The sequence below is a fragment of the Longimicrobium sp. genome, assembly GCF_035474595.1.
Taxonomy (GTDB): domain Bacteria; phylum Gemmatimonadota; class Gemmatimonadetes; order Longimicrobiales; family Longimicrobiaceae; genus Longimicrobium.
In genome coordinates this window covers 18,551-32,752 of record NZ_DATIND010000045.1, presented here as the reverse complement: position 1 = coordinate 32,752, position 14,202 = coordinate 18,551, and the positions used below count along the sequence as shown (strand labels likewise).

Below are 14,202 nucleotides of genomic sequence, written 5' to 3'. Positions count from 1 at the left end.
ATGCCGGAAGATGGCGCTCTCGCATGCCCTGAGGTGAACCCAGTCGGAGAGCCGGATGCGGGAAATCCGCACGTCCGGTTCGATGAGCGGGTCGGGGAAACCGGGCGAACATGCCGCGGCGCCCCGACTCGACTCTACTGATTCCTCTTTTCCTGCGCGGGATTGCCCGTTTGTCAGCGGCCGGGCGGCTCCACGCGCATGGTGGCGACGACGTCTCCCTCCATAATCCCGTCGACCACGCCGATGCTCTCGGTAACCTCGGCGAAGATGGTGTAGTCGCGCACCAGGCGGGGATTGTCCTTCAGGTTGATGAACCACTGGGCGTCGCCGCTGTCGTGGCCGCGCGTGCTCATCCCCACCGTGCCGCGGGGGTGCGCGATGGTTGCCAGCTCGTCGCGCAGGTAGTGGGCGTATCCCACGTACTCGTTCGTTCCCGGACCGCCACCCTGGATCACGAAGTCCGGCTCCACGCGGTGCCAGTTGCCGCCGTCGTAGTAGCCGCCGCGCACCAGCGCGAGCACGCGTGCCGCCATCACCGGCGCGATGTCGCCGCGCAGCCGCACCACGAACGAGCCTCCGCCGGAGCCGGGAGACAGGGTGACCCGGACGCGCACGTCCTTGCCCAGCGCCAGCGCGACCGCGTCCGGCGGCAGATCCACGCGAGGCGGAGGGGGGTGGTCGTCGCTGGCCGGGCGCCCGGCCGCCTCGAGCAGCGCCACGCGAGCGTCGCGCTCCGAGTCGTTCGCGCGGCGCACCCACTGCTCGAACACGGCGTTCGCCGCCGCGCGCGCCGCGGGGAGCGGAGATCCTTTCAGCGCGACCGCGGCGGCGCGGACAGCCTGCGCGCCGTTGCCGTGGAGCGCGGCCAGATATACGTCGTCCGCGCCGTGGCCCACCAGCCTGGCGAGCGCGTCGATGGCCGCCTCCTGCACGTTGCCGTCCGGGTCGCGCGCGAGGGTGCGCAGGCGCGGGGTGTCGGCCAGCACGGCCGCGGCGCGGGCGGCGTACAGGCGCACGTGCCAGTCCGTATGCGTGGACAGCCTCCCGAGCCGCGCCCGCGCCAGGCCGGGCGCGATCCGCGCGAGCGCGACCTCCGCGTGGGCGCCCGCGTGCCACGACACCCCGCCCGCGGCGCGGCGGGCCGTGCCGCGCGGCACCGCGTCGACCCACCGGCTCAGCACGCGCACCAAGGCCGTATCCGTTCCACACCGCGCCGGGGCCAGGTCGGCCGCGCGGAGCCGCACGTGCCAGACGCTGTCGTCCAGCGCGGCGCGCAGCGCTCCACAGTCCTCGCGCCGGTCCGCGAGCGAGCGGTAGCGAAGCCGCCACGCCGGCTCGGGCCACGCGGGAGGCGGGGTCGGCGGCGGCAGCGAATCGCGCGCGGCGAAGAGCGGGTCGCGGATCCGCCCCAGCGCCCGGCCGGCGATCAGCCGCACGCGCGGGTCGGCGTGCCGCAGCCCCAGGGCGATGGCCGCGTCGGTGGAGTCACGCCGGTCTTCCGCCACCAGGATCCGGCCGATCAGAGCCGAGTCGGCGTGGGTCTGCGCCCGGCCCGGCGCGGGCGCAAGCAGCAGGAGAAGGATCCAGAGTTTCTTCATGGCTTCGGGAACGTGGATGACGCAGGTGGCAGGCTCCGCTGTCGCGTAAAGCTATCCCGGCAACCCGTCCCATCCAACATGGACAAGCGACGTCGACGTGGAAGGTACGCCGGAGAGAATTCGAATCGAACTCCCGATCTTCTGATCCGCCTGCCTCGCCGCGCGAAGAAGAGCCGGGGCTGAGGCACACGCCCGGGTTGCAGGCGGCGTAGGGCACGTGCCGTGCATGTTCCCGTTCCGACACGTGCACGGTCGACGCAGGTGATTCGCTCTCGAAGTTCGCCAGGACTGGAAGAAGCACCTGTTCCCCATGAACCCGACCAACCTGTGACCCGCAAGCTGCGCGACAATGGCCTGAGCCTGGTGGCCGCCTCACTCTTCGTTCTCGCCCTGGCGGGTCAGGCGTTCACGGGGTTCAAGGTCTACAACGAGGATCAGGCGGACCACGGACAGCAGGAAGTCGGCTTCGGAAAGTATCTGACCACGGGCGCGTTCTACGAAGCGACCTTCGAGAACTGGGAGTCGGAATTCCTGCAGATGAGCGCCTTCATCTTCCTCACGGCGTTCCTGGTGCAGCGGGGGTCGGCCGAGTCTCGCAAACCCGACGGTACCCCGACGGGGGATGGAGGCGAAGGCGACGAAGACCCCCGGGACCATGCCGGGGATGCCGGCGCGCCCTGGCCGGTCCGCCGGGGCGGGTGGGTGCTGAAGGCATACGAAAACTCCCTGAGCCTGGTGCTTTTCGTGGTGTTCCTGCTCTGCTTCGCGGGGCACGCGATCGGGGGCGCCGCGGAGTACAGCCAGGACCAGCTCGCGCACGGCGGGACGGCGGTGACCGCGCTCGGGTACCTGGGCACGCCACGTTTCTGGTTCGAGAGCTTCCAGAACTGGCAGAGCGAGTTCCTTTCCGTGCTGGCGGTCGTGCTCCTGTCCATCGTGCTGCGCCAGCGTGGCTCGCCCGAGTCGAAGCCGGTCCACGCTCCGCACTCGAGCACGGGAGCCGGATGAAACCATCCCACCCGGCAGGGACGAACGAAAGCCCCGGCAGCGTGTCCGCTGCCGGGGCTTCATCGTGTCGTTCTGAGTGCGCCCGGAGAGATTCGAACTCCCGACCTTCTGATCCGTAGTCAGACGCTCTATCCAGCTGAGCTACGGGCGCAAAAACGCAACGAGCTAACTCGTTGCGCGCCGATAAGTTATCAGCATTGCCACCCCGCGTCAACCCCTCGGCTAATGCGTTGGACGCACACGGCTTATGCCGAATCCCCCGAAAGACCCGACGAGAGGGAGAGGTCCGCGCGGATGAGGATTCATCCCCCGTCTACTCCTCCCGCAGCATGCGCTTCAGGATCTTTCCCGTGGGGCTCTTGGGGATGGAGTCGACGATGTGGACCTGGCGCGGGACCTTGTACGCCGCCATCCGCTCGCGGCAGAACGCCTCCACGTCGCCCGCCGTGGCCGAGGCGGCGGCTTGGAGGATGACGAACGCGGCCACCGCTTCGCCCTTCACCTCGTCGGGGATGCCGACGACGGCGCACTCCTTTACGGCCGGATGCGTGTACAGCACCTCTTCCACCTCGCGCGGCCACACCTTGAACCCGGCCGCGTTGATCATGTCCTTCACCCGGTCCACCAGCCAGAAGAAACCGTCTGCGTCGCGGTACCCCACGTCGCCGGTGTGGAACCACCCGCCGCGCAGCGCCTCGGCCGAGTCGGCGGGGCGGCCGAAGTAGCCCAGCATCACGTTGGGCCCGCGGATGCAGATCTCCCCCCACTCGCCGTCCGCCACCTCGCCGTCGTCCGCGCCCACGACGCGCATCTCCACGTTCTCGATGGGCGTGCCGATGGAGCCGGGCCGGTGCGCGTACTCGTGGTTGTACGCCGCGAACGGGCTCGTCTCCGTCAGCCCGTAGCCCTCGAAGACGGGGAGGTCGAACACGTCCCGCCACCGGCGCGCGACCTCCACCGGCATGGTGGCCGCGGCGGAGAAGCAGTAGCGCAGCGCCGGCATGTCCGCGGGGGTGATGCCGGCGTTCAGCAGGTAGATGTAGATGGTGGGGACGGCGTATAAATGCGTCATCCCCTGCTCGCGCAGCAGTGCCGGCGTGGCCTGGGGATCGAAGCGGCGATGGAGGAGGACGGTGCCGCCGGAGTGCAGCGCCGCGTTCAGGATGAAGTCCTGCCCGAAGCAGTGGAAGAGCGGAAGGAAGAGCGCGTGACGGTCGCCCGGGCGCGAGCCGACGCAGTGGCAGGTGGCGTGGTAGTTGGAGACCACGTTGCCGTGCGAGAGGACGGCGCCCTTCTGCTTTCCCGTCGTTCCCGAGGTGTAGAGGATGGCCGCCGGGTCGTCGCGCTCCATCTCCCGCGCGCGGAAGCGGTCTGGCCGGCCGTCGCACAGGCCGCCCAGCGTGCGCTCGCCCGGCGCCTCGCCCTCGCAGACGACGGCGTCGCGCAATGCCGCCAGCTCGCCGCGCAGGGGCGCCAGCTCCGGGAGCAGCAAGGCGGTGGTGAAGACGACCGCCGCGCCGCTGTCGCCCAGCACGTAGCGCAGCTCGTCCGTCTTCAGCAGCGCGTTCACCGACACGGCCACGGCGCCCAGCTTCTGCGCCGCCAGGTAGGCGACGGCGAACTCGGGGATGTTGGGGAGGAAGAGCGCGACACGATCCCCCGCCGCGACGCCGAGCGCCTGCAGCCCGTGCGCCGCCCGGCTCGCCCCCGCCTCCAGCTCCGCGTAGGTGAGCGCGCGCCCCTCGAACACGATGGCGGTGTGCCCGGGGAACAGCCGTGCCGAGCGCTCCAGGTTCTGCGCGACGTTCATGGAAGGGCGGGGGATGGGGATTTCGGGAGAAGCGGATGATTCGAAGGTACGGATCGGGGCGCCGGGCGGGTAGATGGATTTCGTGCGTGCGGGCGAGGCTGGGGGGAAGGCGAATGAACTCGCGGCAACAACGGCCCGAGGTCCGCCTTCGCGGACTCCCCGCCAGGTATCCGGGCGATCGGGAGGCCTCGCTCACGCCATGCAGGCTCCTTCGGCCGCCGCTACGATCCCGATTCGGTGTGAACGTCTTGCGTGGCGTGAGCGAGCTTTCCTGAACCGGGAAGAAAGTCTGGCAGCAGTCCGCGCAGGCGGACTTCGGGCCGTTGTTGCCGCGAATTCCATTCGCCCTCCCCCCCGCGGATGCGCATCCGCACGCACGCTTGGCATCCCCGCGCGGCGGGCGCTAGGTTGCGCGGATTCGCCCCACACGCGGCTTTCCATCTCCCGACCCGGAGACGTTTCGTCATGCTCCGCCGCCTTGCCCTTGCCTGCGCGCTGGCCGGGTGCGCCGCGCCGGCCGCCGCCCAGAGCGCGCCGCCCGCGCCGACGCCGCGGCTGCTGGTGTTCATCACCGTGGACCAGATGCGGCCGGACTACTTCACGCGCTGGCCGGGGCAGCTCACCGGCGGGCTGGCGCGGCTGTACGGCGGCGGCGCGGTGTTCACCGACGCGCACCAGGACCACGCCATCACCGAGACGGCGCCCGGGCACTCCGTGGTGATGAGCGGTCGCTTTCCGCGCGGCACCGGCATCGTCAGCAACAGCTCGGGGGTGAACCCCGATCCGCAGACGCGGCTCGTCGGCTACGACTCCGTCGGCTCGTCGCCCTTCCGCTTCCGCGGCAGCGTGCTGTTCGACTGGATCCGCACGAACGATCCGCGTTCGCGTGCGCTTTCGGTGTCGCGCAAGGATCGCGGCGCCATCCTCCCGCTGGGGCGCGCGCACCAGAGCGTGTTCTGGTACGCGCCCAACGGATCGTTCGTCACCAGCACCTATTACGCGGACACCCTCCCGGCGTGGGTGCGCGCCTTCAACGCGCGCCGCCTGCCGCAGGGATACGCGGGGAAGGCGTGGGACCTCGCCGAACCCGCCTCGCGCTACGCGGAGAAGGACGACGTGGCGATCGAGAACCGGGGGCGGAGCGTCTTTCCGCACCCGTTCCCGTCCACGCCGGACAGCGCGGCCGCCGCGTTCCCGTCGTTTCCGCAGATGGACTCGGTGACGCTGCAGATGGCGCTCGCCGGGCTGCGCGAGATGCGGCTGGGCGACGGCCCGGCCACCGACGTGCTGGCGGTCTCGCTCTCCTCCACCGATGCGGTGGGCCACGCGTACGGCCCCGACTCGCGCGAGATCCACGACCAGGTCCTGCGGCTGGACCGCTGGCTGGGCGCGTTCCTGGATTCCGTCTACGCCGGCCGCGACCCGTCCACCGTGGTCGTCGCCCTCACCGCGGACCACGGCGTCACCCCGTTCCCCGAGGTGGCCGACCCCGCGCACGCCGCCGCCATGCACGTGAGCGACGCCGCGCTCCTGCGTTGGCTGCGCGACACCGCGACGCGCTACGGCGTGCCGGCGGCGGCGATGGCGTTCGAGGAGGGCGGCCTGCTGCGCCTGGACCCGGCCGCGCTGGTCCACGCCGGCCGCGACCCGAACGCGGTGGCGAGCGAGTTCGTCGCCCTGGCGCGCTCCATCCCCGGCGTGCTCCGCGCCGATCTCCTCGCCGACCTGGCCCGCGGCGACACCGTGAACGACGCGGTGGCGCGCCGCTGGGTGCACATGGTGCCGCGCGACCTGCCGTTCTACGCGGCGGTCACGCTGCGCCCGGGCTTCGCGTGGGGCAACCGCCCGTTCGCCGAGCACGGCTCGCCCAGCGACCTGGACACGCACGTGCCCATCATCTTCTACGGCGCGCCCTTCCGCCCCGGCAGATACGACGTCTTCGCGCGCACCGCCGACATCGCCCCCACGCTCGCCCGCGCCCTCGGCGTGAACCCCACCGAGGCGATCGACGGACGAGTGCTTGCGCCGGCGTTCCGGTGATATCGTGAGAGATATGGCACCTCCGGGCACTCGCGCCTTGGTGATACTAATGTTATACTAGATGTCAGGAACTACCACTTGGAGGTTGAGCATGCACAAGATCCAGCTTCGCCGGATGGGTGGATCGGCGGGCGCTACGTTTCCGAAGGAATTCCTCGATGAGATCCACGCGGACATCGGGGACACGCTGTTCTTCGTGAAACGGAACGGCGAGTATGTGGTAACGCCGTACGATCCAGAGTTCGAGGAGACAATGGCGGCGTTCGAGGAGGTGCGGCGCGAGTTCCGCAACGCCTTCCGTGAACTTGCCAAGTGAGCATTCCGGAGCCGAACTGGTTGGGTCGCCGGTCGGTCGACGCGATGCACGCCGCGCTGATCGACGAGCACGGCGGCTCGCACGGCGTGCGCGATTCGGCCCTCATCGAGTCGGCACTCGCCCGTCCGCTGAACCGTTTCGCTTATGCCGGCGAGGAGTGCGGGATTGCTGAACTTTCTGCAGCTTATGCCTTTGCGCTTGTGAAGAACCACGGCTACATCGACGGGAACAAGCGTGTCGGCTTGGCCGCATTGCTCGTATTCCTTAGAAGGAATGGATTTCGGCTGGGAGCGACCGAAGCCGAGGCTGTGTTGATATTCGAGCAGCTTGCCGCAGGAGGTGTAAGCGAGGGAGAACTCGCCACCTGGGTGGGTGAGCGCCTCCAACCCTTGTCGCGGTAGCCAATCTCCCTATCCCCCTGCTCGCACACAACTTGCGCGCGGGTTTCGCCTGGAACCGCCTCCGCGGCATCCGCGACCCGGAGCGCACCTGACCCGCGGCCACGGCGCGGCGCCCCACGGGCGCCGCGCCTTCTCGAATCCGGCATGCCCACGCTCTCCATCGACGCACTCCTCGAGCTCCCCGCGCCGCGCGGCTACATCCCCGCCGCCGCGCCGCTTCCCCCGTCCGCCGGGCCGGTCCTCCCTCTCCCGCTTCCCGAGTCGTTCGGAGTCGAGGAGGTGCCTGCCGAGAGCGCCGCGCTCGCCGCGCTGCTCGACGGCATCCTCGCGACCGCCGCCGCCGCGCGCGCCCGGATGCTGTGGGACGACGCATCGCGCCTCGCGCTCTCCGGCGCCGCGGTCGCGGAGCACGGCGGCGACGGGGCGTGGATGCAGCGCTTCGCCAACGAAGCCGCCGCGGTCGCGCTCCTCGCGGGAACGCCGCGGATGGAAGACGTCGCGGAAGATGGAGATGGGGATGATGGAGATGGGGATAATCGGGATGGAGATGATGGAGATGGAGCGCGCGGCAGTCGGCTCCCCGCCGCCGCACCGTCCGCGGAGGAGGCGCGCGCCCGGGTGAACCGCGCGATCGCCGCCGCGCTGGCGGGAGATGGGGATGCGGCGACCGAGCGTCTCGCCGCCGCGGAGCGCGCCGTCGCGCCGGGAGACGAGTTCGCGCGGCTGCTGGTGCTGGCAAACCGCGCGCAGCTGCTGCTGGACGCCGGGGAGCTGGACGCGGCCGCGCGCACGGCCGCCGACGCGCTCCGCCTCGCGCGACGCGAGAAGGAGGACTACTGGACCGCGCTCGCCGGCATCCCCGTGGCGCTGGCGCACCTCGCGCGCGGGCGGCGGAACGCGGCGCGCGCGCAGCTGGGCGACGCCGTGCGCCTGTTCGCCCGCTTCGGCGACGCGCTGCGCCAGGTGCAGTGCCACTACCTGCTCGGCGAGGTCGCCTACATCGGCGAGGACCCCATCCGCGCCGGCGCCCACTACCGCGACGCGCTGGCCATCGCCCGCCCGGGCGGCGCGCAGGAGTGGATCGAACTGCTCACCCTCCGCTTCGAGCACCGCTGACCCTCATCCACTCCCCGCCACAAGTCGCCACCGAAGCGCCACGTTGGGAATCTTCATTACAGATCCGTCTCATAGAGTGCGGCCCGTGAATCCGGGCCGCGCCGCGTAGCCGCCGTACATCTCCAGATCAGCCGTTTTTTTCCGTAAACTGCAGCGGTTACGCAGGCGTAAGATGCGCATGTATAAGTATTTACATAATAGTTGGAACAGGAACAAACGTTGGTGTTGACTCTGCATCGTTTGTGTTTTACGATTGGCGCAGGTGAGTAATTCGGGCATCAAATGAGAGCAACTGGAAACTGAGTACACCCGGCGTGCGCCAGCTACCCGATCGCGGGCCGATTCTTTGGGGGTAATCCGCTCGCCGCAGGACACTCGGTCGCACCGCTCGCACGATCCACGGCGCGGGGTTCAGGGGTCGAAATCTCCGGGGTCACTGGGACCCCGTTGCTCCCTCGCGGAGCTTTCCACCCACATGAAATACCGGAGGACTCAATGAAGCGGATGATCCGTCTCGCGGCGCTCGCCTGCACCCTGGCGTCCGGCGCCGTGCTCGCCCGCCCCACGCCGGCCCGGGCCACCATGTCGCCCAGCCCGTTCGCCGTGCTCTCGTGCTGCTCGGACACCACCAGGGCGCTCCGGTGCTGCTACTGGACCGGGTGCTACATCAACGGCAGCGGGTGCTACAAGATTGGCTGAATCGCGGCCGCCGGCCCGCTTTCACGGCACTCACCGGGCGGTTCCCGGCATTCATCACAACGCATGGAGGAGCATACCGATGAGAGGCATGAACCTGATCATGTTCGCGGTTACGCTGTGCGCCGCCGGGGTGCTGCAGGCGGGGCACCCGGCGCGGGCGGGCGCCACCCTCGCGCCGGCGCCCATCCAGTCGGGAGACTACTGCTGCGAGCGGGAACGGACGAAGTGCTGCGGAACGAACTGGTGCGCGGTCACCGAAAACGGCTGCTCCAGGGGCTGACCTCCGTCGGCACCCGCAGGACGCGCCCGCCCCCGGCGGCGGGCGCGAACCAAACCAGGCTATGGGAGTGGTGGAAGATGCGCATATCGATGAGAGGAACGCTGCCCGTGCTCGTGGCCGGGGCCGCGCTCGCGGCCTGCTCGGGCGACGCACGCAGGCCGCCGCCGCCGCGCGGATTCACGCAGTACGACGCCGTCGTGCGGGTCGCCACCCCCGACTCGGTGGAATTTACCCGGGTCCAGGCGATGGACGTCGACTCGCGAGGCAACCTGTACGTGGCGGACCATACGGACATCGCCGTGCTTTCGCCCGAGGCGAAGCTGCTCCGGCGGCTGGGACGGGCGGGCAAGGGGCCGGGAGAGTTCGACGACGTCAGCAGCGTCAGGGTTCTCCCCGGGGACAGCGTCTTCGCGTTCGACGGAGGCGCTGCGAGGGTGACCGTCTTCGCGCCCGAGTCGGAGCGGCCGGCGCACATGCTCAGCCTCAGCACCGCCAACTACGTCTTCCCGTACTGGGTGATGCCCGTGTCCGACGGCTCCCTGATGGGCGTGTTCCGGGCCGCCTACGCCGACAGCCCGCGCGGACGGCGTCGCGACACCGTGCGGCTGCTGAACCCGGACGCGTCGGTCGCCGTCGACTCGGTGCTCGCCTTCCCCGAGTACGAGGCGGTCGAGGTCGAGCAGGGGCCCGTGGGGGGTGCGCTCTTCAGCCCCTTCGGGCAGCAGACGCTGCTGGCGAACGCGGGCGACCGGGTGTACACCGCCTGGACGGGAAGCTGGCAGGTGGAGGTCTACTCGGCGCGCGGAAAGCACCTGGGCACAGTCCATCCACAGGACCCGCCCCAGCCGCTTCCGGTCACCGGCGCCGAGATGGACAGCGTCGTCACGCGGATGCAGCGGGGAGGACCCTTCGAGCGGCAGACGATCGTGCGGGCGCTGGAGGGGGCCGGGCGGAAGACCTGGCCGCTGCTGGACCAGATGCTGGTGGACGACTCGGGGCGGATCTGGATGGCGCCCACGGCGCGGGCGGGCGAGCCCCTGCACTGGGCGGCCTTCGACGAGCAGGGGCGGCGCGTGGGCGCGTTCCAGACCCCCGCGCGCGTGAAGCTGCACCTGATCCGCGGCGACGTGGCGTACGGCGTGGCGCTGGACGGCGACGACGTGCAGCACGTGGTGGTCTACGACCTGAAGCCGGTCCACCCCGAACCGAAGCGCACATGAACCGGAGCCTGCTTTCGAACCTTGCCACCGCGGCGATGGTGGCGTGCGCGCTGGTGGTGACCACGCTGGCGGTACGGCGCGAGCTCTTCGCGCCCGCGGCGGCGGGGCAGCCGGACATGCGCCCGCGGCGGGTGGACGACTGGGAGGCGCTGCTGCAGGGCGGCCAGTGGATGGGCCGCCGCGACGCGCCGGTGCGCATCGTGGAGTTCTCCGACTTCCAGTGCCCGTTCTGCGCGAAAACGCATCCCGTGCTGGAAGCCGTCCTCCGGCGCCACCCGGACCGCGTGGCCGTGCTCTACCGCCACTTCCCGCTGGACGCGATCCATCCCCATGCCCGCCCCGCGGCGGTCGCGGCGGAGTGCGCGGGCGGGCAGGGACGCTTCGAGCCGTTCGCCACGCTCCTCTTCGCCCAGCAGGACTCGCTGGGGACGAAGGCGTGGTCGCGGTTCGCGCGCGAGGCGGGCGTGCCCGACGCGGCGGCGTTCGAGCGCTGCCTGGCCGACGCGCGCACGATGGCGAGCGTGGACCGCGACGCGAAGTCCGGCGCGGACACGCAGGTACAGGTGACGCCCACGCTGATCATCAACGGCACCCTGCACCCCGGCGCACTCTCCGAGGAGGAGCTGGAGAAGCTCATCGCCAACCCGGAAAGCCGGTAGGCGGAGGATCGCGATCTCCTGCGGTCGATCATCTCGATGGGAGCGTCCGACGCGGGTCCTGGCTGGCGCTCCCGTTACTTTCGCACTCTCGCACCTTCGCACTCTCGCACCCCGTCCTTCCACCGGCCGGCGCAATGGCAGATCGCATCACCCGGCGCGAGTTCGTGGTGCGCGGCGCGGCGGCGGCCGCGGCGCTGGCGGGCGTCGCGTGCGGCGGCGAGCGGGCGCGGGGCGGGAACGGGCGTCCGGCGCGGGTGGTGGTCGCGGGCGCGGGGCTGGCCGGGCTGGCGGCGGCGTACGAGCTGGTGAAGCGCGGGCACGACGTGACCGTGCTGGAGGCGCGCGACCGCCCCGGCGGCCGGGTGCATACCCTGCGCGGCGAGTTCGCGGACGGGCTGTATGCCGAGGCCGGCGCGGTGTACGTCCCCGACACGCACTTCCACACCGTCGGCTACGCGCGGGAACTTGGCGTCTCGCTCGTTCCCGCGGCGCGCGGGCGGGGGGCGGCGGGGGGACGGTACTTCGTGCGCGGACGCTCCGTCTCCGTGCGGCCGGGGCGCGCGGCGCGGTGGCCAGTGGAGCTGGCGCCATCCGAGGCGCGGATGTCGCCCGGGGCGCTGCTGGCGCGGTATGCGGCCCCCGCGCTGGCCGCGATCGGCGACCCGCAGCATCCGTCGTGGCCGGGCGAGGCGGCGCTGCGGCTGGACGGCGTCAGCTTCGCGGAGATGCTGCGGAGCCGCGGGGCGTCCCCCGGCGCGGTGTCGCTTATCCGCCTGGGCTACCTGGACGAGTGGGGGGACGGGGTCGACGCCGTCTCCGCGCTGTCGCTCCTGCGGGACCTGGCGCTCCAGCGCGGCGTGGAGGGGATGTCGCTCGTCGCGGGCGGCACCGACCGCCTGCCGCGCGCGCTGGCCGACCGGCTCGGCGCACGCATCCGCTACGGCGCGGCGGTGACGGCGATCGAGCAGGACGAGGCCGGCGTGCGCGTGGAGGTCGCGGAGCGGGGGACGCGCCGCACGGTCGCCGCGGACCGGCTGGTGTGCGCGATCCCGTTTCCCACGCTGCGGACCGTCCGTGTGTCGCCCGCCTTCTCCCCCGCGAAGCGGCGCGCGGTGGAGGGGCTGCGGACGACGTCGATCACGCGCGTGTACCTGCAGGTGCGGGAGCGGTGCTGGGCCCCGGACGACGTCGCCGTGCCCACGGACCTGCCCATCATGCACGCGGTGGACGCGACGGCGGGGCAGGCGGGGCGCCGGGCCGTGCTGGAGGCGTTCGTCTCCGGGCCCAACGCCCGCCACGTAGCGGCGATGCAGCCGGAGGCGCGGGTGGCGTTCGCGCGCGAGCACGCCGGGCGCGTGCATCCGGGGCTGGCGCGGCGCGTGGAGCACGGCGCGTCGGTCTGCTGGGACGCGGACCCGTGGGCGCGGGGCGACTACGCCTGGTTCGCGCCGGGGGAGATGCGGGCCTTCCTGCCGCACCTGGCGCGCGCGGAGGGGCGCGTCCACTTCGCCGGCGACCACACCTCGCCGTGGCCCGGGTGGATGCAGGGCGCGCTGGCCTCCGGCATCCGCGCCGCGGACGAGGTGCGCGTGGCGGCGGAGTCCCGGTGAGCCCGTCTCCGTAACACACGCTGGGGCAACGGGTCCGGTGCGGCGACACTCCTTTCACGCCCGTTGTCTCGCTGGTGCACAAAGGATTAGATTGGGATTCCCTCCCACTCGCGGGACGGTCGGATCCAGGACCACGCGACCCACTGTTCACGCATGAAGCCTTCATTCCGCCCCTTCCTGATCGCCTTCGCCGTGCTGGCGCTGGTGTTCGCCACGTCGGTGGGGATCTACGGGCGCATCCGCGCCGCGCAGCAGCCGGGCGACGGGGACGACGGCGGCGCATCGAGGGCCCGCCCGCGCACCTCGGCGAGCGGCAGCTTCAGCACCGACGTGGCAATTCCCGTGAAGGGCGTGGCCGCCGTGCGCGACACGCTGGTGGTGGCCGTGAACGCGGCCGGGCAGGCGGAGGGGTGGAAGAAGACGGTGGTGGTGGCGCAGGTCACCGGCCGGGTGAGCACCCTGCCGGTGCGCGAGAACGACGCGGTGGGAAGCGGGCAGCTGCTGATGGGGCTGGACGCGGCGGAGTACGGGCTGGCGGTGGAGGAGGCGCAGGCCAACCTGCGGCAGGCGCAGGCCAGCTACCGCGAGGCTACGCTGCTGGACGAGGAGATCCGCGACCCGGCCGTGCGCGCCGACCGCGCCGCCTTCGCGCGCGCGAAGACGGGGCTGGACGCGGCCGAGGTGCGGTTGCGCAAGGCGCAGCTGGATCTTTCGCGCACCCGCATCGGGGCGCCGTTCGGCGGGCGCGTGGCGTCGCTGAAGGTGGTGCCCGGCCAGTGGGTGCGCGCGGGCGACGAGCTGATGACGGTGGTGTCGCTCGACCCGATCCGGGTGGAGGTGCAGGTGCTGGAGAGCGAGGTCGGCTTCCTTTCCGCCGGCCGCAAGGCGCGGGTTGCCTTTGCCGCCTTCCCGGAGCCGTTCACCGGCACGGTGGAGACGATCAACCCGGTGGTGGACGGCGGGACGCGGACGGCCCGGGTGACGGTGGTGGTGCCCAACCCGCAGGGGCGCATCCTGCCGGGGATGTACGCGCGCGTGTCGCTGGAGGCGCGCCGCTTCGCCGACCGCGTGCTGGTGCCGCGCTCGGCCATCCTGGAGCGCGACCGGCGCACCATGCTGTTCGTGTTCGACGGGCGGAACGGGCACGGGCTGGCCAAGTGGCGCTACGTGACCACCGGCCTGCAGAACGACTCGATGGTGGAGATCGTGCCCAGCGAGGAGACGGACAGCGTGAAGCCCGGCGAGACGGTGCTGACGGAGGGCCACTACACGCTCATCCACGACGCCCGCGTGCGCCTGGTGGACGACCTGAAGGACGACGCAGGCGCGACTTCGGCGCCGCGGTAGAGGCTGCGGCGGGACATCCGCGCGGGCGATTGCTCGGCATTGCTCGGCGTGGGACAGGTTTTCGTTCGCGAGCCGCCATCGCGCCCTCTCCGGCCGGC

13 protein-coding genes and 1 tRNA gene are annotated in these 14,202 nt (G+C 71.4%); 11 read left to right on the top strand and 3 right to left on the bottom strand.

Annotated elements, in window-relative coordinates; genetic code table 11:
* Positions 1 to 173: 173 nt before the first annotated feature.
* Positions 174 to 1,598, bottom strand: coding sequence for a peptidylprolyl isomerase (locus VLK66_RS07850; RefSeq protein ID WP_325308836.1), 1,425 nt, complete (start codon positions 1,596 to 1,598; stop codon positions 174 to 176).
* 327 nt (positions 1,599 to 1,925) lie between these two features.
* On the opposite strand from VLK66_RS07850, the gene VLK66_RS07845 reads away from it, so the two are divergent.
* A complete protein-coding gene (locus VLK66_RS07845) occupies positions 1,926 to 2,606 on the top strand; it encodes a DUF6766 family protein (RefSeq protein WP_325308835.1) in 681 nt (226 codons plus the stop codon).
* A gap of 77 nt (positions 2,607 to 2,683) precedes the next feature.
* On the opposite strand, the gene VLK66_RS07840 is transcribed toward VLK66_RS07845, so the two are convergent.
* Positions 2,684 to 2,757, bottom strand: a tRNA-Arg gene (locus VLK66_RS07840).
* 162 nt (positions 2,758 to 2,919) lie between these two features.
* Entirely contained in the window at positions 2,920 to 4,416 is a 1,497-nt protein-coding gene (locus VLK66_RS07835) for a long-chain fatty acid--CoA ligase (RefSeq protein WP_325308834.1), read from the bottom strand.
* Between the two features lie 465 nt (positions 4,417 to 4,881).
* Between VLK66_RS07835 and VLK66_RS07830 the strand changes: the two genes are divergently transcribed.
* From VLK66_RS07830 to VLK66_RS07785, 10 genes are all read left to right on the top strand, one after another.
* Entirely contained in the window at positions 4,882 to 6,456 is a 1,575-nt protein-coding gene (locus VLK66_RS07830; protein ID WP_325308833.1) for an alkaline phosphatase family protein, read from the top strand.
* Positions 6,457 to 6,547: 91 nt separating this feature from the next.
* Positions 6,548 to 6,772: a hypothetical protein gene (locus VLK66_RS07825; protein WP_325308832.1), complete on the top strand. Its 225-nt coding sequence runs from the start codon at positions 6,548 to 6,550 to the stop codon at positions 6,770 to 6,772.
* Complete coding sequence (locus tag VLK66_RS07820; protein WP_325308831.1) at positions 6,769 to 7,173, top strand: type II toxin-antitoxin system death-on-curing family toxin; 405 nt, start codon at positions 6,769 to 6,771, stop codon at positions 7,171 to 7,173. Before VLK66_RS07825 ends, VLK66_RS07820 begins: the two co-directional genes overlap by 4 nt.
* 144 nt (positions 7,174 to 7,317) lie before the next feature.
* Positions 7,318 to 8,289 carry a hypothetical protein gene (locus tag VLK66_RS07815; protein WP_325308830.1) on the top strand — a complete coding sequence of 324 codons (972 nt, stop codon included), beginning with the start codon at positions 7,318 to 7,320 and terminating at the stop codon, positions 8,287 to 8,289.
* A 495-nt stretch (positions 8,290 to 8,784) separates the two neighbouring features.
* Positions 8,785 to 8,988, top strand: coding sequence for a hypothetical protein (locus VLK66_RS07810; protein WP_325308829.1), 204 nt, complete (start codon positions 8,785 to 8,787; stop codon positions 8,986 to 8,988).
* A 79-nt stretch (positions 8,989 to 9,067) separates the two neighbouring features.
* Positions 9,068 to 9,268, top strand: coding sequence for a hypothetical protein (locus tag VLK66_RS07805; RefSeq protein WP_325308828.1), 201 nt, complete (start codon positions 9,068 to 9,070; stop codon positions 9,266 to 9,268).
* 89 nt (positions 9,269 to 9,357) lie between these two features.
* Positions 9,358 to 10,488 carry a hypothetical protein gene (locus tag VLK66_RS07800; protein WP_325308827.1) on the top strand — a complete coding sequence of 377 codons (1,131 nt, stop codon included), beginning with the start codon at positions 9,358 to 9,360 and terminating at the stop codon, positions 10,486 to 10,488.
* On the top strand, positions 10,485 to 11,147 hold the full coding sequence (locus VLK66_RS07795) for a DsbA family protein (protein WP_325308826.1): 663 nt from the start codon (positions 10,485 to 10,487) through the stop codon (positions 11,145 to 11,147). The genes VLK66_RS07800 and VLK66_RS07795 overlap by 4 nt, the downstream gene beginning before the upstream one ends.
* A 134-nt stretch (positions 11,148 to 11,281) precedes the next feature.
* Positions 11,282 to 12,757, top strand: coding sequence for an NAD(P)/FAD-dependent oxidoreductase (locus VLK66_RS07790; protein ID WP_325308825.1), 1,476 nt, complete (start codon positions 11,282 to 11,284; stop codon positions 12,755 to 12,757).
* Positions 12,758 to 12,910: 153 nt separating this feature from the next.
* Positions 12,911 to 14,104, top strand: coding sequence for an efflux RND transporter periplasmic adaptor subunit (locus VLK66_RS07785; protein WP_325308824.1), 1,194 nt, complete (start codon positions 12,911 to 12,913; stop codon positions 14,102 to 14,104).
* Positions 14,105 to 14,202: the final 98 nt, after the last annotated feature.

Excerpts from the sequence above, each read along its gene's own strand:
- VLK66_RS07850 (WP_325308836.1), bottom strand. The coding sequence starts at position 1,598 with ATGAAGAAACTCTGGATCCTTCTCCTGCTGCTTGCGCCCGCGCCGGGC.
- VLK66_RS07835 (WP_325308834.1), bottom strand. The coding sequence starts at position 4,416 with ATGAACGTCGCGCAGAACCTGGAGCGCTCGGCACGGCTGTTCCCCGGG.
- VLK66_RS07830 (WP_325308833.1), top strand. The coding sequence starts at position 4,882 with ATGCTCCGCCGCCTTGCCCTTGCCTGCGCGCTGGCCGGGTGCGCCGCG.
- VLK66_RS07825 (WP_325308832.1), top strand. The coding sequence starts at position 6,548 with ATGCACAAGATCCAGCTTCGCCGGATGGGTGGATCGGCGGGCGCTACG.
- VLK66_RS07815 (WP_325308830.1), top strand. The coding sequence starts at position 7,318 with ATGCCCACGCTCTCCATCGACGCACTCCTCGAGCTCCCCGCGCCGCGC.
- VLK66_RS07810 (WP_325308829.1), top strand. The coding sequence starts at position 8,785 with ATGAAGCGGATGATCCGTCTCGCGGCGCTCGCCTGCACCCTGGCGTCC.
- VLK66_RS07805 (WP_325308828.1), top strand. The coding sequence starts at position 9,068 with ATGAGAGGCATGAACCTGATCATGTTCGCGGTTACGCTGTGCGCCGCC.
- VLK66_RS07800 (WP_325308827.1), top strand. The coding sequence starts at position 9,358 with ATGAGAGGAACGCTGCCCGTGCTCGTGGCCGGGGCCGCGCTCGCGGCC.
- VLK66_RS07795 (WP_325308826.1), top strand. The coding sequence starts at position 10,485 with ATGAACCGGAGCCTGCTTTCGAACCTTGCCACCGCGGCGATGGTGGCG.
- VLK66_RS07790 (WP_325308825.1), top strand. The coding sequence starts at position 11,282 with ATGGCAGATCGCATCACCCGGCGCGAGTTCGTGGTGCGCGGCGCGGCG.
- VLK66_RS07785 (WP_325308824.1), top strand. The coding sequence starts at position 12,911 with ATGAAGCCTTCATTCCGCCCCTTCCTGATCGCCTTCGCCGTGCTGGCG.